At 35.1% G+C, this 16,693-nt stretch carries 25 protein-coding genes; 18 read left to right on the top strand and 7 right to left on the bottom strand.

Features of this window, described 5'->3' with window-relative positions:
• Nucleotides 1-12 precede the first annotated feature (12 nt).
• From RV04_RS08890 to RV04_RS08875, 4 genes are all read left to right on the top strand, one after another.
• Entirely contained in the window at nucleotides 13-1,578 is a 1,566-nt protein-coding gene (locus RV04_RS08890) for a phosphatase PAP2/LCP family protein (protein ID WP_071858108.1), read from the top strand.
• An 87-nt stretch (nucleotides 1,579-1,665) separates the two neighbouring features.
• Nucleotides 1,666-2,514 (top strand): sulfite exporter TauE/SafE family protein, encoded by an 849-nt coding sequence (locus tag RV04_RS08885; RefSeq protein WP_071858107.1) that lies wholly within the window; start codon nucleotides 1,666-1,668, stop codon nucleotides 2,512-2,514.
• On the top strand, nucleotides 2,514-2,867 hold the full coding sequence (locus RV04_RS08880; protein ID WP_071858106.1) for a DUF1634 domain-containing protein: 354 nt from the start codon (nucleotides 2,514-2,516) through the stop codon (nucleotides 2,865-2,867). Before RV04_RS08885 ends, RV04_RS08880 begins: the two co-directional genes overlap by 1 nt.
• Before the next feature lie 53 nt (nucleotides 2,868-2,920).
• Entirely contained in the window at nucleotides 2,921-3,457 is a 537-nt protein-coding gene (locus RV04_RS08875) for a GNAT family N-acetyltransferase (protein WP_084405590.1), read from the top strand.
• Between the two features lie 45 nt (nucleotides 3,458-3,502).
• Here the strand turns inward: RV04_RS08875 and RV04_RS08870 are convergent, their stop codons facing one another.
• Together RV04_RS08870 and RV04_RS08865 are read right to left on the bottom strand one after the other, a co-directional pair.
• Nucleotides 3,503-4,927, bottom strand: a complete 1,425-nt coding sequence (locus RV04_RS08870) for a basic amino acid/polyamine antiporter (RefSeq protein WP_071858105.1) — start codon at nucleotides 4,925-4,927, stop codon at nucleotides 3,503-3,505.
• Between the two features lie 519 nt (nucleotides 4,928-5,446).
• Nucleotides 5,447-6,583 carry a tyrosine-type recombinase/integrase gene (locus RV04_RS08865; protein ID WP_071858104.1) on the bottom strand — a complete coding sequence of 379 codons (1,137 nt, stop codon included), beginning with the start codon at nucleotides 6,581-6,583 and terminating at the stop codon, nucleotides 5,447-5,449.
• Between the two features lie 218 nt (nucleotides 6,584-6,801).
• On the opposite strand from RV04_RS08865, the gene RV04_RS13230 reads away from it, so the two are divergent.
• Complete coding sequence (locus RV04_RS13230) at nucleotides 6,802-6,954, top strand: hypothetical protein (protein ID WP_169818200.1); 153 nt, start codon at nucleotides 6,802-6,804, stop codon at nucleotides 6,952-6,954.
• Here the strand turns inward: RV04_RS13230 and RV04_RS08860 are convergent.
• The 5 genes from RV04_RS08860 to RV04_RS08840 form a co-directional block, all read right to left on the bottom strand.
• Complete coding sequence (locus tag RV04_RS08860) at nucleotides 6,939-7,709, bottom strand: hypothetical protein (RefSeq protein WP_071858103.1); 771 nt, start codon at nucleotides 7,707-7,709, stop codon at nucleotides 6,939-6,941. The genes RV04_RS13230 and RV04_RS08860 overlap by 16 nt on opposite strands.
• 164 nt (nucleotides 7,710-7,873) lie before the next feature.
• Nucleotides 7,874-8,572 carry a hypothetical protein gene (locus RV04_RS08855; protein WP_071858102.1) on the bottom strand — a complete coding sequence of 233 codons (699 nt, stop codon included), beginning with the start codon at nucleotides 8,570-8,572 and terminating at the stop codon, nucleotides 7,874-7,876.
• Nucleotides 8,573-8,590: 18 nt separating this feature from the next.
• Nucleotides 8,591-9,655 carry a type I restriction endonuclease gene (locus RV04_RS08850; RefSeq protein ID WP_071858101.1) on the bottom strand — a complete coding sequence of 355 codons (1,065 nt, stop codon included), beginning with the start codon at nucleotides 9,653-9,655 and terminating at the stop codon, nucleotides 8,591-8,593.
• Between the two features lie 31 nt (nucleotides 9,656-9,686).
• Complete coding sequence (locus tag RV04_RS08845; protein ID WP_071858100.1) at nucleotides 9,687-10,121, bottom strand: ImmA/IrrE family metallo-endopeptidase; 435 nt, start codon at nucleotides 10,119-10,121, stop codon at nucleotides 9,687-9,689.
• 9 nt (nucleotides 10,122-10,130) lie between these two features.
• Nucleotides 10,131-10,568, bottom strand: a complete 438-nt coding sequence (locus RV04_RS08840) for a helix-turn-helix domain-containing protein (RefSeq protein WP_071858099.1) — start codon at nucleotides 10,566-10,568, stop codon at nucleotides 10,131-10,133.
• Between the two features lie 167 nt (nucleotides 10,569-10,735).
• Here RV04_RS08840 and RV04_RS08835 point away from each other — a divergent pair, with 167 nt between their 5' ends.
• From RV04_RS08835 to RV04_RS08770, 13 genes are all read left to right on the top strand, one after another.
• Nucleotides 10,736-10,978, top strand: coding sequence for a helix-turn-helix domain-containing protein (locus RV04_RS08835; RefSeq protein WP_071858098.1), 243 nt, complete (start codon nucleotides 10,736-10,738; stop codon nucleotides 10,976-10,978).
• Complete coding sequence (locus tag RV04_RS08830) at nucleotides 10,975-11,229, top strand: hypothetical protein (protein WP_071858097.1); 255 nt, start codon at nucleotides 10,975-10,977, stop codon at nucleotides 11,227-11,229. Before RV04_RS08835 ends, RV04_RS08830 begins: the two co-directional genes overlap by 4 nt.
• A 63-nt stretch (nucleotides 11,230-11,292) precedes the next feature.
• Entirely contained in the window at nucleotides 11,293-11,820 is a 528-nt protein-coding gene (locus RV04_RS08825; protein ID WP_071858096.1) for a helix-turn-helix domain-containing protein, read from the top strand.
• Nucleotide 11,821: 1 nt separating this feature from the next.
• Entirely contained in the window at nucleotides 11,822-12,076 is a 255-nt protein-coding gene (locus RV04_RS08820; protein WP_071858095.1) for a hypothetical protein, read from the top strand.
• Nucleotides 12,073-12,288 (top strand): hypothetical protein, encoded by a 216-nt coding sequence (locus RV04_RS08815; RefSeq protein ID WP_071858094.1) that lies wholly within the window; start codon nucleotides 12,073-12,075, stop codon nucleotides 12,286-12,288. The genes RV04_RS08820 and RV04_RS08815 overlap by 4 nt, the downstream gene beginning before the upstream one ends.
• A gap of 162 nt (nucleotides 12,289-12,450) precedes the next feature.
• Complete coding sequence (locus RV04_RS08810) at nucleotides 12,451-12,999, top strand: host-nuclease inhibitor Gam family protein (protein ID WP_071858093.1); 549 nt, start codon at nucleotides 12,451-12,453, stop codon at nucleotides 12,997-12,999.
• Nucleotide 13,000: 1 nt separating this feature from the next.
• Entirely contained in the window at nucleotides 13,001-13,693 is a 693-nt protein-coding gene (locus RV04_RS08805; protein WP_071858092.1) for an AAA family ATPase, read from the top strand.
• 22 nt (nucleotides 13,694-13,715) lie between these two features.
• A complete protein-coding gene (locus RV04_RS08800; RefSeq protein ID WP_071858091.1) occupies nucleotides 13,716-14,282 on the top strand; it encodes a single stranded DNA-binding domain-containing protein in 567 nt (188 codons plus the stop codon).
• Between the two features lie 57 nt (nucleotides 14,283-14,339).
• Nucleotides 14,340-15,263 carry a DnaD domain-containing protein gene (locus RV04_RS08795; RefSeq protein WP_071858090.1) on the top strand — a complete coding sequence of 308 codons (924 nt, stop codon included), beginning with the start codon at nucleotides 14,340-14,342 and terminating at the stop codon, nucleotides 15,261-15,263.
• Complete coding sequence (locus tag RV04_RS08790) at nucleotides 15,250-15,510, top strand: hypothetical protein (RefSeq protein WP_071858089.1); 261 nt, start codon at nucleotides 15,250-15,252, stop codon at nucleotides 15,508-15,510. The genes RV04_RS08795 and RV04_RS08790 overlap by 14 nt, the downstream gene beginning before the upstream one ends.
• Before the next feature lie 220 nt (nucleotides 15,511-15,730).
• Complete coding sequence (locus RV04_RS08780) at nucleotides 15,731-15,928, top strand: hypothetical protein (protein WP_071858087.1); 198 nt, start codon at nucleotides 15,731-15,733, stop codon at nucleotides 15,926-15,928.
• Nucleotides 15,929-15,968: 40 nt separating this feature from the next.
• Nucleotides 15,969-16,430: a methyltransferase domain-containing protein gene (locus tag RV04_RS08775; protein ID WP_084405596.1), complete on the top strand. Its 462-nt coding sequence runs from the start codon at nucleotides 15,969-15,971 to the stop codon at nucleotides 16,428-16,430.
• Between the two features lie 24 nt (nucleotides 16,431-16,454).
• On the top strand, nucleotides 16,455-16,664 hold the full coding sequence (locus tag RV04_RS08770; protein ID WP_071858086.1) for a hypothetical protein: 210 nt from the start codon (nucleotides 16,455-16,457) through the stop codon (nucleotides 16,662-16,664).
• Nucleotides 16,665-16,693: the final 29 nt, after the last annotated feature.

Below are 16,693 nucleotides of genomic sequence, written 5' to 3'. Positions count from 1 at the left end.
TAGAGGTTAATTATGCGAAAAAAATATTTTTTAACTAGTAGCGTAGCACTGATAGCATTACTAGGTCTTAGTATCGCTGTTACGATCGATGCACATTGGTTGCAAGGGATGGATCATTTTTTTATAAATCATCGTATCCCAAATATATCCGTTGTTACTACTGTAGTAGGATGGGTTGCCAAAATAGCAACAATTGGACCGATTTTAGTATTATTTAGTTTGTATTCACTATATTTGTTAAAGATAAAACAAAATCGATTGATTATTTGGGGGTTTCTAAATCTATTTTTTGTAAGCGCAGTGGGCTATGTCTTAAAACATTTGATTCAACGTACTAGACCGGAGCAACTTCAATATATTACGCGAAATTCTTACAGTTTCCCTAGTGGTCACTCCCTGTTGGTTACAACGTTGATTTGTTCATTTTTAGTTATTGCTGTTTTCCTAGAAAAGAGAGTGTCAAAAGGGTTGAAATTAGGCTTAGGTTTATTTGCGCTATTGATTATGGGCGGGAGAATTTATTTAGGCGTCCATTATATTAGTGATGTTTTAGCCGGAATATTCTTAGCTGTAGGAGTGACTCTAGGAACAGCCGCTTTGTTTTATCGCTATTTGCTTTCTTTTCCGAGTGATTCAAGGAGAAGTCGTACCTCGATCTTTTCAACTTGGCAAAAAATACTCTTAGGCAGTTTGGTGTTATTACTGACTTTCGTTTCAGGAATCAGTGTATTTGCCTTAAAGCTTCATCATAGCTCTCAAAAAATGGCTGATTCTATGTACGCACCGATTGAAGGCACGAGAAAAACTAAAGCGCCCGAGGCTTCAGAGCCAATGAGTATTTTGATTCTTGGGATAGCCAATGATTCTAAACGCCAAACCGATTATCGTGCAAACACGATTATGGTCGCAACACTAAACAATGAAACGAAAAAGACAACATTGACGAGCATTCCGCGAGATTCATATACCGAAATCGTCGGTGCTGATTATGAAGATAAAATAAATCATGCCCATTCAATCGGTGGACCAGAAATGATCATGGATTCAGTAGAAAATATGCTAGACATACCACTGCATCATTATGTCTCTGTAAACATGGACGGGTTAGAAACGTTAGTCGATGCAGTCGGTGGAGTGACGGTGGATAATGATTTTGCTTTTTCTGCAGAAGGAATCAATTATCCTAAAGGAAAACAGCACTTGAATGGTTGGGAAGCTCTTCAATATTCTAGAATGCGTTACGAAGACCCTACGGGAGATTATGGTAGACAAGGACGACAAAGAGAAGTAATCGAATTATTGGTAGACAAAATTTTGTCTCCTAAAAGTCTCTTCAATTATCAAAAAATCTTAGACAGCATCGGCGAGAATGGAAAGACAGATTTAACATTCGATCAAATGCAGCAGATTCTGAAAAGTTATCGCTCGGCGCTTAAACAAATCGATAGCGAACAACTTCAAGGCGAAGGCTTTACGGGCGATGGTTATACAGGAGAGGAAGGAATTTCTTACCAAAGGGTTCCACAAGATGAATTGGACCGTGTGAAAAAATTATTACATGAACAATTGAATTTGTGAGTTCATTCTGGAAGGAACAACTAAGGTAATTACTAGCTGATTCTTTAGTAACTTGCGTTATAATAGCTACAAGAAAGGCGGGAAGTTATGCTTAGTCAGATAGTGTTATTACTTGTGACCGGCATATTAGCTGGGATATTGGGTTCGATTTTGGGAATCGGTGGGGGAATTATTTTAACACCTTTTTTAACCTTAGTGATGGGGTTAGACATAAAGTATGCGATCGCAGCTAGTATTGTCTGTGTGATCGCAACGAGCTCAGGTGCAACGATCGCTTATTTAAAAGATGACATGTTGAATTTACGTGTTGCGATGTTTCTGGAGATTGCAACTACGATTGGGGCAATCGTTGGGGCTTTGTTATCAGGAGTTGTTCCAACGGGGTTTTTATTTATTTTATTCGGTGGTTTTCTTTTATTTTCCGTGGTGAATATGGTTCAAAAATTACGAGGAAAAGCTGAGAAAAATAGTACCAAAGCTGCTGAGGATTCTTTAGCCGAAAAATTGAAATTGAATGGTTCATATTATGATAAGGTTTTAGATAAGCAGATCGATTACCAAGTCGAAAAAGTTCCGGGCGGATTTGCAATGATGTTTGGAGCAGGAATTGCTTCAGGATTATTAGGAATCGGAAGTGGGGTATTCAAAGTGACCGCAATGGACACGATCATGAAAATGCCGTTGAAACCCTCAAGTGCAACTAGTAATTTGATGATGGGGGTTACAGCAGCAGCTTCAGCGACCGTTTACTTTTTTAGCGGTGCTATTTTACCTCAAATCGCAGCGCCACTTGCTTTAGGCGTATTAGCCGGAGCGACGATGGGTTCTAGGATCATGCAACGATTAAAACCAATAGTGATACGAATGATTTTTATTCCAATTTTACTATTTATGGGAATTCAAATGGTTCTTCGTGGATTTGGGGTGATGATTTAATGGAAAATAAAGAAGAGATGCTAAAAATAGAGCGATCGATCGGCTATATTTTACGTATTGGTGTGGTTGTTTCGGCAGGGATCATCGTAATCGGTATGCTATTACTTTTTTTCCAACCCGCCAATGATCAAGTACCAACTGATTTGTGGTTGATTTTCCAAGGTGTACTCAAATTGAATGGCGAAGCATTTATTATGTTAGGACTATTTTGTTTGATTTTGACCCCAGTGTTGCGAGTCGTGGTCTCCATAGTTGCTTTTGCAAAAGAGAAAGATTATTTGTATGTCATCATTACTCTGATTGTTTTAGTCATTTTGATTATTGGTATGACTTTTGGCTTAGTAGAAAAATAAGCTTTTTTTCAATCAATTAAAATGGTAGGATGATAAAAATAAGGAGGGGTTAGATGATAACCATTCGGGAAGCAACGACTGCGGACGCGCAAGAATTAGTAACAATTTATGCACCTTATGTAAAAGAAACAACAATTACTTTTGATTATGAAGTACCCAGCAAAGAAGAATTTTCTCAGCGGATACTTGAGATTCAAGAAAAATACCCTTATTTTGTAGCAGAAAAAAATGCTGAAATTTTGGGCTATGCGTATGCTCACGCCTATAAAGATCGTGCTGCTTACGACTGGGCTGTAGAAGTCAGTGTGTATGTAAATCAAAATAAACGGGGAAATGGTGCAGGAAAATGCTTGTATCAAGCACTAGAGCAAGCACTGAAAAAACAAAATGTCGCGATTTTAACTGCCTGCATCACCGGTGGAAATGATGGAAGTATCCATTTCCATGAGAAATTGGGCTATCAACAAGTGGCACGATTTCCTAAAATCGGTTATAAATTTGACCAATGGCATGATGTCCTGTGGTTGCAAAAATTTTTAAGCGAACCACAAGGTAAGTATCCAGCATTTATTCCGTATAATCAATTATAAAAAAGACCACTAGCGTGATAAGTGCTAGTGGTCTTTTTTATTAATTCAATTGAAAAGAAAAATAATCAAGCTCAAAATTCCTAGACCGGTGATAACAATGAATAATATTTTATCACGTTTAGTATTGAAAACAGGGCGTTGATACGTATGGCTGTTCCATAACCAAAAGACAAAACTTAATGCATAAATTCCGATGCAGTATAAAAGATTCAAGGCACCAGATGAATAAAGCATATAGATACCATAGAGGATTCCGCCGAAAGCTAAAAATTGTTGCCCCTTATGTTGTTTAGTCCGAGCTACTTGCCATAAGAAGGCCGCAGATAAAACGTAGGGTACTAAAACCATCGTCGTAGCTGTATTTGTGACAGCTTCAAACGCATCCATCGCCCAACGTGAAATCAAAAAGACGATCTGCATGATAACGCCATTCACGATTAAGGCATTTACAGGGGCATTTTGTTTATTTGCTTTGCCAAGAAAAGCTGGAAACATCTTGTCTTGAGCGGCATCGAAAGAAATCTCTGCAGCTAAGATCGTCCATGAAATCCAAGCCCCTAGGACAGATATAATGACCCCAATATTAATCATATTTGCAGCCCATTTACCCGTAGAGGCTTGCAGTACACCACCTAAAGAAGGACTAGATAAATTGGCTAGTTGTTCTTGCGGTAATGAACCAAAGCTTAGCATAACGATTAAAACGTAAATAGCCAGTGTGAGCGTATAACCAATCAGTGTAGCACGTCCAACATCACGCGCACGTTTTGCCCGACCCGATAAAACGACCGCACCTTCGATTCCTACGAATACCCACATCGTCTGTAACATCGCATGGCGAACTTGTGTCGGAATGCTACCTAGATGTTGTCCATTGGCTTCAATATTTTTTGCAAAGACATCTAATGAAAAGATATGGTATTTAAAATGAATAAATAAAAGAAAAATAGCCATTAAAATAGGGATAACTTTGGCACCTGTTGCAATTGTATTTAAAAGGCTAGCTGTTCGAATGCCCCGAGCAACTAAAAAGATGACACCCCAAATCATAAATGTTCCGAGGAATAGACCAATTCGCCCACCAGAACCACCAATTTGCGGAATAAATTTGCTCAATGCATCTAAAAATAAAATGACAAACGAGACATTTCCGATAATATTGCTTAACCAGTAACCCCAAGCTGAGTTAAAACCAACATAATCACCAAATCCGTCTTTAGCATAATAATAAATGCCGCCAATAATATCGGGTTCTTCTTTTGATAATGTTTGAAATACTTTGGCAATAAAGAAAACGCCAGTACCAGTAATAAACCAAGCAATCAGTGAGGCAATCACACCAGCTGATTGTGAGATACTACTCGGTAAATTGAAAACACCACCACCAAGCATCGATCCGATGACGATCATGCTCAAGCCTAATAGACTCATCTCTTTTGTGTGGTGAGTATCTTTTTGCTGTTGTTCCATAGGTTCCCCCTCATTCATATGCACTGTTGTAAGAAATTTAACAGTAAAAATAGCAAAAAAAACGCTGTTTCTATTCAAGCATATTTAACAACAAATAGCATTAGTACAGGATGAAACTCCACACGGTTAGATTAGATGATGGTAATTAAATTCTAATCAAATTAATAAAAAAATATTAACTTGCTATACCAATCGTTTGTTATCCTTACATTGTAAAAGTGAGGAGGGCTCGAATAGCACAATGAAACAAGAAAAGAACACTTCGAAAAATGAGGTAAAATCTACTGACTTTCTATTGGAAATGTTGGCGTTGTTCATTCTGATTTCTTTAACTATTTATGCCGTAAGAACCGGAAAGATTTTTTAATTTAAGAAATGATTTTGCTGTAATTTGTTTTTTAAAACGTTTGAGTCCTTATATGATAAGGACTCTTTTTTTAATATTGTTATCGAAAGAAAAGATATCGATAGAAAAAATTGCTAAATATTTTTGAAAAGGGGCAGAAAAGGGGCAAGGTGCTACAATTTTTCTAAATTCTCTTTTAATCGTTGTTTTGAATTCTTCGTAACGTGCGTATAAATCTTTTCAGTAATATCACTATGCTCATGCCCGACACGATCTTGAATAACATATAATGGAACACCTAATTCTGCTAACTTGGAAATATGAGTATGTCTAAAAATATGTAAACTCAAAGGCTTATCTATTTTCATTTTTTGTTTATGATTTCTTAGATAAGTGTTTAATCCAGAATTTTGCAGAGGTGTACCTCTCGATGTTTGAAATAGAAAATGGCCTGTAGGACTTATTTCTAAAAGTTCATGGTAAACCTCAATTGCCATTTTAGGTAAATCTATTTCCCGCATTCCAGCACTACTTTTAGTAGAATCAGATTTTTTCATATCTTTAACTCTACGTCTATCCATCATAGTACCAGTAATATTAACGTGAAAACTGCCATCAGAAGTCTTAGAAACATCCGTCTTATTCAACGCTAAGGCTTCGCCAGGACGCATACCAGTGTAATACAACCACTGAAATAATAGTGCGTATCTTTTATTTCTAGGAGCCACATAGTCTATCAAACGACTATATTCATCATCTTCCAAAAATTTATCTTTGATTTTTCCACTTCTATTATCAAGTTTTCGCTCAATTACAACGCCCGCAATTGGATTAGCATCAATATATTGACGTTTTACAGCATAGGTAAATAATTTGTTCATTTTTCCTTTCATTGTCGATATGTAATTATTAGATAAGTCATTTGAATAAAGAATTTTTTCTAAAACGTCAACTAAATCAGAAGCTGTTATCGATGAAACTATCCAAGTATCGGGGATATAATTCTTTAGGGTATTAAATGTATACTTAGTTGCATAGTATGTAGCTTCTTTGACTTGTTTTTGATAATAAGGTAACCATTCATCTATCAAATCGTGAAAGGTGAGAGTAGGTTTTTTTAAAGTCTTTTGATTGAGTCGTAGATCAATCTTGCTGTCTAGCAGCTTTTGAGCTTCTTTTTTGGTATCACGTGCTTTATTAGGCATTGTCACTGATACTTTTTTTCTTCGATTTGTTTTTGGGTCAAAATAGCGTTCATTATATTTATAAACTCTTTTTCCTTTAGGATTTGTTACTTCTTCAATCCACATAAATAAAACCACCTTGTATATGTATTTATTTGCCGGATACAAAATAGCTAGTATTATTGCTAATTTGATAATAAAAATATTTATTTGAATATAAAACTCAGTTGATTTATACAAACGTACGTTCGTTTAATAGTTAAAAAGAAAAGCCCGAAGGCTAATCTCTTTTTTGGTGTTATAATTGGATTGAGAAAAAGTCATCCAATTAGGGGGGGATAACAATGACTGTTAAGGAATTAATTGAAAAACTAGAAATGTTAGATCAAAACAAAAAAATGATTTTTGTAAATATCTATGACGATGGATCTGATGAATCTGAATCACCTGATATTGTTGAAGAAAACAACGTGTATTTTGTTTATGCGAATTCTTGATTTGTATAAACTTGATCAAACGCACTGGAATATAGTGGATCAGAAACAAAATATTCATAAGGGTTATCAATGGTGTCGTTTAAAATAATATTTGGAGATATTGCAGTTATTGCCAAACTTTGTCTCACGTAGTTAACGTTGAAATCTTTATCTATATTATTGATATTGAATCCTTTATCAGCAATCTTTTTTGTTGTCTTTTCGGAAGTATACACAAGGCTAGATGTATCGAAATTTTCAACGCGATTTTTATTAAATTTTTCGTGAACTGTAAGAACAAATGAGAATATCCAATTCCCCATTTTTGTAATAATTTCTTTAGTCGGGAAATCCCCAGAGTGAATAATCTTGTTTCGCTTTTCGATTAAATTGTTAGGCATTTTTTTTGGAAGCTCTCCAAAATCTTCCGCATAAGAGAGGGTAAAAGCTCCGTCGATTTTTTCCGAGCGATTTATTCGTTTCATCAACGCGGTAACTTTATCAATATTTTTGGATTGAGAGTAATAATGAATGCCGACATACTCTTCCTTGAAAGATTCAAAGCCTGAGTATAGAGCTTGGAAGGCTTCTGAGTAGTAACCATTTCTAAAGGCTCTAATTGATAACTGAAATAAAAAAGGATATTTTGGACTTTCTGGAAAATAGTAATAGTTGTGTCCGTGAGGGCATGTAATTTGTTTTCCTTCAAAAAATTCATTATCAATTTCAATGTTGAATGATGAATAACATTTGATACAAAGAGTCATCATTTTCATTTTATAACCTCATTTCTTTGATAAACATGGATGGAAGACCTTAAAGATAAAATCTTTTATCCGTGTTTTCAGCTTGGTATTTTCTATCTAATTGTCCCAGAGTCGCCAGTAGGGTAGAGCTTTTTTACAACCCCAGTAAGTCTTTTTTCTTAGCGTCAAACCAATTATTTCCACTTAAATTCTTTAACGTCAGTCATTTTTGATCTGCCAATTACATTACCGTTATAGTAAATTTGGGTAAAAATTCCATCGCTGGCTTTATCCATATCCCAATTTTCGCTTTCGCTTACAATCGAAACAGCAGCGTTCTGAGCAGAAAGAATAGCTGAGCTAGCATCAGTTTGGCTAAGCGTTAGGAAATTATCGTTCACATTTACTTTAAGAAGGTTTTCTTCGTAATCTATTTCACTAATAGTTAAAGCCCAATTAAACACAGGATTAGGCGTGCCATTTTCCGTAGGATTTCCATTTTCATCTAATGTACCATTTGCAAATCCTTTATTTTGTTCGAGATAGGCAGCGATCTGCGTATTAATCGAATCTGATTCACTTGAAGAGCTTGATTCAATAGTAGAACCAGACTCTTCAGTTGAAGTTTCAGTGCTACTGCTTGAAATTTGCTCACTTTCAGATGTCTCTTTAATAGTAGAACTACTTTCTACACTGGATGATTTTGCAGAATCTTTTGTGTCTGTTAGTTTCGCAAATATTACAGTTAGAATTAGTATTGCTGTAAACATAATAAGTATTCGTCTGGTTAGCGTGTAATCTTGCTGTTTTTTTCTTTTTCTATTAACAATGATCGCAGTAATTATCATACCTAAGAAACTTACGATAAGAAGAATAGGACCAATAGTATTCATTTTTATTCCTCCGTATGTTTATAAGAATTTTTCGACAACTGAGATGATTTCTTTGGTGTATTTATAGATATCCATAGGTTCATTTAATTCATATGTCGTGTGGTGATCATCGTTTAGCTCAATCTTCATCCCCGAAGTGTTAAAGCGAACCCGTAAAATCCATTTTCTGATGTTATCATCTAAAAGAATATTAAAGTAACTTCTATTGTCTCTGTAGAATAATCGATCTAATGGAATTGTATCTTTTAGAGCGACTTTAGTAATTGTATAAGCTTCCATTTCTTCCGGAGTTGTTACAATTTCATTTTCACATTGTGAAATATCTTCCTCAGATCCAATCGGTTCTTGATCTTCAGTTGAAACGGATGATTTTAGAGCTGCACTCAATTTATCGTTCACTCGTTCTGAAATAAATTGGTTTACACCTTTCTTGATAATCGGTTTAAATTTATCAATTATTTGTTTTGTTTTCATTCCATCATATATTTCATTCAATAAAAACTTAATAAAGCCATCACTTGGGTTATCCAATTCAGCATTTAAATACTCTTTTAATGCACCAAGATATTTCAACTCTGCAGCAGAACTAGTAATTTTGTCCACATCAAAATTTTCTTTGTGGAATTTAGCTAACTCCGGAGTTTGATTGTCTTTAATCTTTGTAATGTCAATGGTTAAGAAAGGCTTTAAGTCCATTTTATTAGGTTCATCTAAGTCAGTAAAAAACTTATACTCTTGACCATTGGTTAAAATACCGAATTTTGATTCAGTCGTCCCAAAATATCTGAAAAGTTGAGAATCATGTTTAGTTAAAATTTCATTTATTGATTTCGCTTCAATTAAAATAGTAGGCTTGCCATCAAGGACAATAGCATAATCAACCTTTTCGCCTTTTTTTATTCCAACATCTGCAGTAAATTCTGGAACAAATTCTGTTGGATTAAAAAGGTCATATCCTAGAGCGGCAAAAAATGGCATTATTAAGGATGTTTTTGTCGCTTCCTCAGTACCAATACTATCTTTTAATTCTTCAACACGTTTCCCTAAATTCTTTAATGATTCTTTGAATTGATCCATTTCCATTAAAAAAACTCCCATCTTAAAAATAAATTATTTAGATATAACGAGCGAAATGCTCTGGTAAACCATAATGATTCAACAATCCATAAGTGCGAGCATTTTCATAATTACATTCTTCAAAATATTTTTCTTTATCAATAATCAAATTTGTTGCAAAGTAATTTGCTTCCTTTTCAATCTTTAATTCAGAAACAATAGTAGATTTTGAGAGCATAGGGGTATTCTCATCGGGGTGCAGAACGGCATGCCCAAGCTCGTGAGCTGTGGTAGTTCGTTTGTTTAACTCATCTAATTTACTATTGATATGAATCATCTTTATGCGATTCGCTCGATTATAATATCCGTAAATCTCTCCTAAATCCTCTTCGATGATGATTATGTTAAGCGATTTAGCTAAATGAAAAGGATCTCTTGTTTCATAATTTGAAATAAGATCGTGTATTTTGCTATCAACAATCGGTAATTCCATAACGATCACCTACTCGTCACGATATTTTTTAGGAGTGAATTTCTTTTTAGCTTCAATCTTAGCGATACGCAATGAATTTTCGAGGGAAGCTATCAATAGTTCTCTCGTTTCTTGATCTATTTCAGATTCGTCTTTAGAAAAGGAGAGAGGACCACCTTGGGATAAATCTCCAATCATTTCTTCGAGCTGTTTCTGAATAGAATTTTCGTCTTTTTCGGTTAGGTCATAGTAGTTTCTTTTACTTGTGTTACCTAATAGATAATCAGTAGAAACACCGAATACTTTAGCAAGTTGCCGCAATTCATCTGTTGTGACTTTTCTTGACCCGTTCTCAATTTTGTTCATCGTAGATTTTTCTAAACCAATCTTTTTTCCTAACTCAGTCTGGGTCCAGTCTTTGGATTCTCTCAAATTGATAATTCTATTAGCTAGTTCATTCTTTGCCATTTAGAAGCTCCTTTCGTTTCTATTTTCACAACTATTTTATCATGGTTGCGAAAAAAGATATAAAAAGTAGCGAAAAAAGATACAAAAATGTATTGACGTATCTAAAATCGCAATGTATTATATGTATATAGAGTTGCTAAAAAAGAAACTCGTTAGGAGGGATAAATATGTATGCTGTCAACTTAAAACTTATAAAAGAGAAGCGAAAAGAAAAAGGATATTCTTTTAGAAAAATGGCTGATTTAATGGGATTTAATGATAAAGCGAAATACTATCGCCGTGAAACAGGCGAGTATAAGTTTAATCCAGAAGAATTACCAGTTGTTGCAAAAATTCTTGGAATTCCTATTTCTAAAATTTTTATACTCAAAGTTTCTAAAATAGAAACTAAGAAGGAGGTTTCAAAATGAAAGACAAACCACAAACGATCAAAGCAACAATAGCATCTGGCTTTTTAGACCAATATATTGAAATGCTAGTTCCAGCACTTAAAAGAAAATTTGACGTCAAGCCTGGGATAGAAGGTTCAATATTTATGGAACCAGGCGGCACCGATGAAATGCTAATCCGTTTTTTATCGAATGATGAAACAGCACAAGATATTTTCGATTTCATCAATTCAAAATGGCAATTCGAAAGTGTCCCTCAACTTGTTTCATAATTACATTTTATAGCTCTTAAACGGCTATGAAAATTAATGTACGAATACAAAGGAGTGAACAATATGGTTGTTTCAGCAAAAGAAAGACAGATTGCAGCAATATTTAGGAAAGATGTAGACAGACAAGCATTGAACCAACGAGTTATGGCAGATCATCTTAATTATTCAGCACAGAATTTGAGCCACATGTTAAATGGTCGTCGAACAATGGGGATTGAAAAAGTAGTAGAAATCGCAGATTATCTTCAAAATCCAGAGACAGATTTCGAAGCAGCCGCATCACTCTTTTACACGCCCAAACCTTTAAACAGGAAGCGAAGAGATGGACACCCATTATCTAAGATGGTTGGTCAAGACAAAGAAGAAATGGAACGCATTGAGATAGAGAAAAAGTTTGAAATATGGGATCTGCTCTCGATATCTAATGAAGAGATTACGATGGACGAGCGAATCGAAGTTCAAGATTGGTTACTAGAATTAGTAGATGAAATTTCATCTGAGATTGCGGTATTCAATTCTGTATGTGAACGATATAGCTTTAATTCAAGGGAAATAATTAAGAACGCTGACCTTAAAGAGAGGAATGATTGATATGAGTAAATTAATCAAATCAGATTTTAAAAAACAATATGGTTATTCAGAGTCAACATATCAAAGAAGAATGATGAAGTTAAAGAATACTAACTATTTTAGTAGAGCCTACACACGACCTACTAGCCAAGAAGTAAGAATTGATACTGATTTATATGATTTGTTTCTTGACTATGAGTCACACAATAGATTGCTTACAAAAAAAATTAAACCTGAGGACTTTTTAAAAATGGAGAAAGTAGGAGAAATTGCATGAGAAATATCAAAATTGTAAGAGGACTAGGAATTACTTTTGTAGCTGGCTTAATTATAATGCTCCAATTAAGCTCAATCCAATCATTAAAAATATTAGTAATGATTATTTGTATCATTGCTGCGGGTGTTTTAGTTCCGACGACAATGATTTATGACGAAAAAGAATATGAAATGCGCACAAAAAAAGACTTACTCGCCGGCAAGCAAAAGTAAGTCACAAAAGGTTAATCTATTTGACCTCATTATAGCAGAAGGAAAGAGGTTTTATCAATGAAGAGTTTTGAACAAGCAATAGACGATTACAAAACAGATCCCGATTGGGGCAAAGATACTCATGAAGATGATCAACCAACAAATATGGAAGGTTGGGATTAAATGAACGCTTTAGAAAAATATGAAATTGAAGATTTAAAAGAGAGTAAAGTGCTTGAAGAAAACCAAACTTGGAAAATAGATAGTCTGGAAGGTGCTGATTGGGCTTTTAGAAAGATTAGTACCCTAAAACAAGCAAACAAAGAAATCAATCAATTAGCTAACAAAGAACGTGAACGAATTGCTGATTGGGAGAACAAAGAAACTCAAAGTAACCAAGACAGTATTGATTTTTTTGGACATAAATTGGCAGATTATTTATACCAACTTAGAAAAAGTGACAAAAAGGCAAAAGTAAAAACACCTCACGGGACTGTTAGTACCAGAAAACAATCTGACGTTTGGGAGTATACAAATGATGCAGTAGAAAAGCTAAAGGAAATGGGATTGACTGAGTTTATTGAAGTAAAAGAGTCAATTAAAAAAGCAGATCTTAAAAAATCAGTGACGGTATTAGAAGATGGAAGTGTTGTGAGTCCTGATGGCGAAATTATCGAATCTATAAAAGTAATTCCACGAGATGACAAAGTTGTTATTAAGGAGGCTGAATAAGATGGTCCTTAAAACCACAAATGCTGCACAAATAAATAGAACTGAAAATTGGAGAGTTCTATTATATGGAAAACCAGGGCAAGGAAAAACAAGCGCAGTAAAAAACCTAAAAGGAAAAGTGCTTGTGATCGATCTTGACGGCTCAGGAAAAGTTTTGGCTGAACATGAAAATATTGAAGTTTATAAATTCGATCGAACGCATCCGACAGAGGATATGACTCATGTTTTAAGAGAACTACCAAAAATGGTAAAAGACTTTGATACAGTCGTTTTTGACAACATAACAGCTTTTCAACTGGATTGGTTTGTTGAACGTGGCAGAACATCTAAAAATGGTATCAGAAATGAGATACAACATTATGGTGACTTTACTAATTATTTTTTGAGAATTATTACTGCAATCTATGATCTGCCTATAAATATATATGTGACAGCTTGGGAAGTGACTAGAGACTTAGAAATGGAAGATGGAACAAAGATAACTCAATTTGTTCCCCAAATTAGAGATCAAGTTTTAAATCAACTATTAGGTCTTACTGACGTCGTTGGACGTATTAAAGTGAATCAAAAAACAGGCGGCCGTGGCGCGATCCTAGAAGGAAACGACAGCGTGTATGCCAAAAATCGTATTGATGATCGTATCATTTGTAAAATTGAAGAACTTTTTGATTTTGAAACTAGCCCTAAAAAATAAAAAATAGACGGAGGAAATTAATATGCAATACAACAGAAACGAAATGAGCGACTTAAATAATTTCAAACTTTTTTCAGAAGGAGTACACAATGCAGTTATTTCAAATGTAATCAACAAAAAAGCTAAAAGTGGAAAAGATATGTTTGAATTTTCTCTAGAGGGAGCTAATGGAGAAACGGGCAGTTACTGGCTTACGTTTGGGCTTGAATGGTCTGAGGCTAATTTAAATAGAGTATTAGCTAGTGTCGAAGATAACAACCAACAAATTGCTCCAATTGATTATGGATACAACCAAGGAACGTTAGACTTTTTAAAAGGCAAGCGAGTGTTTATTCAAGCGAAGGATAAAACAGGGACTTATATCGATCGAAACGGGGAAGAAAAACAATCAGTCGGCACTGATATAAAAAACTTTTTAACCAAAGAAGAATTTTTTACAAGACAAAAAAGAAGCAATCAAGGAACGCCTACACAGACTGCAAATAATAATACTTTTCAACAATCATTACCTGGTACTGATCCATTTGCTGAAGCTAAAAGTATTTCTAATGGCGGGATTAACATCAGCGATGATGATCTACCGTTCTAAAAAACTAGTGAGGGAGAACTCCTCCCTCTTATTAATTGATAGAAAGGAGGAACGATTTTGGACTACATCAGACAGATTAATGCTTTCGAAAATTTGAATGAGTTTAATGACATCGGGCCTGGGGCACAGTTGCTTTGGTACAAGCTTATGCGAGTAGCAAACCTGAGCGGTTGGCAGAAGGAGTTATCTATTTCAAATACAAGGCTACAATCAATGACTAAAACGTCTGAGAAAACATTGATTAACAACAGGAATCAGTTAATCCAAAACGGACTCCTTCAATATAAAAAGCGTGGTAGAACAAAAGCGGGAATTTATATCTTATCTGATATAACTGGAAATTTTACAGTAAAGACTCCTGCAGATAATGCTACTACTGGAAATATTCCTGTAGATACTACAGTAGATTGTTCAGTAGATACTTCAGTAAATAGTTCAGTAGTTTCTTCAGTAGATACTTCAGCTTATATAAACAAGACTAAACAAAACAAAACTAAACAAAGTAATAATGCTTCTGTATCTAGTATTACTAAAAATTCAGAAGAGAGCGCTGTACGTTATTGGCTCAATCAAGTGAACCCAGCAGAAGCACCATTCATCGTTCAGTCTCTAGGTCATTGGGTCAATGACTTTGGAGGGCAAGACGAGATTGTGATTGCTGCAATTGACGAGATGCTAAAGAACAATGCTCGCAGCTATAAATATCTTGAGAAGATTCTTAAATCATGGGAATCAAAAGGCCTAGACTCGTTAGAAAAGGTCCAGCATTTTTTGGATGGACACTATAACAAAAATAATTCAGCTCGTAATTCTAAAAGCAAATGGACGCCTAAAAAACTATTTGACTACTGGTGGGCTGAAAAGATGGGTGGACACCCTTCGCTAGATTATTTTGCAGAAAAGTATAGTGTCACAGAGCAAGAACTAGTAATACTGACCGAAGAAATTAAGAAGCGGGGGATGGAACATGCGATTTCTTGAGATCGTCACTAAGCTTGGCGGATCAGCAAAAGACGAAATTGAAAAAGAGTTATTGCGCTCTTATTATGAGCGTCTGCGGGATATGGTTCGTAACGAGTGTACTAATGACGAACTTGAGCATCGTTTTTGTCTGATGATGTGTGGTTATATCATGTGGTACATTGATAATTCTGTGGACTATAAGCAGACTTCATCAGATTACTATCTCCAATTTTTAAGTACACGAATAGAAAAGAGGCGTTTATAGTTATTGCAAAAAAAGAGGATTAAAGAGCTGATTCAGCGTTATGGATATTGCGAAGTTAAAAAATATCGTCAATGGGACAATCGTCATTATTCTGCAATTGCAGACGGTGTAGCTGTTGTCGTAGATTTAAGAACCTGTGAACTATTTGAGTGGAATAGCAATACAAAAAAGCTGGTACAAAGATGAAACTATGGCATCAAATTAAATTCGAGGTGATTCAATGTATCGCATATATCACGACAGTATTGCAGCAATCGTAGCAGACGAAGATAGAAAACTGTTCTGCTATACCAGCATTGATAAAGCAAAGCAAGTAGCTAAGAGTATTAAATCGAAAACGAGTTATCGTACAGCGTTGAATCAGCGAGAAGAGTTCTTGCTGGAAGTCGGATACAAGAAAGAAAAGTTTATTGGATAGTACATTAACTGGCGCTATCACGGAGGAAGGAAGTAATCACTTGGCAAAAGTATTAGATGCCTGTTGTGGAAGTCGAATGTTTTGGTTTGATAAGAACAATCCAATCACGACGTTCATGGACAAAAGGCAATATTACGAGGAATTAGATACAGGGCATATAATCAATGTTGATCCAGATGTTTTGGCAGATTTTACAGATATGCCCTTTTCAGATAATGAGTTTGATTTAGTCGTTTTTGATCCACCGCATTTGATCCATGCCGGTGAAAAATCATGGTTGGCTAAGAAATACGGCAAGCTTGATGGAAACTGGCCAAAAATGATTCACGATGGATTCAATGAGTGCATGAGAGTTTTGAAACCTAATGGAACGCTAGTTTTCAAATGGAATACTGATCAAATTAGTTTTAGAGAAGTATTATCCTACATTGATTACAAGCCTTTATTTGGTGATAAACGTAGCAAAACACGCTGGACAGTTTTCATAAAGGAAGTACGTTAGCGGACGATACAAAGGAGGAATATCATGGCATCTTTTGAAATTAGTTGGGAAAGAAAACAAGAGGTTAGTATTGAAATTGAAGCTGAGACACCTGAGGAAACGTATAACATATGGGCTGTGGGGGATTATGGTTCTGTACCGGATGTAAATGATGAAGACATCATTGGCAATTATGTGGACGTAGACGGCGAAACTTATTATCTAAATCGTTTCGAAAAAGTAAAGTTCGGTTAACGACACCTATCACAGAGAGGATGATATAG

Origin of the sequence: Enterococcus hermanniensis, assembly GCF_001885945.1 — a bacterium.
GTDB lineage: Bacteria > Bacillota > Bacilli > Lactobacillales > Enterococcaceae > Enterococcus_A > Enterococcus_A hermanniensis.
This window is presented reverse-complemented; position numbering and strand designations above follow the sequence as displayed.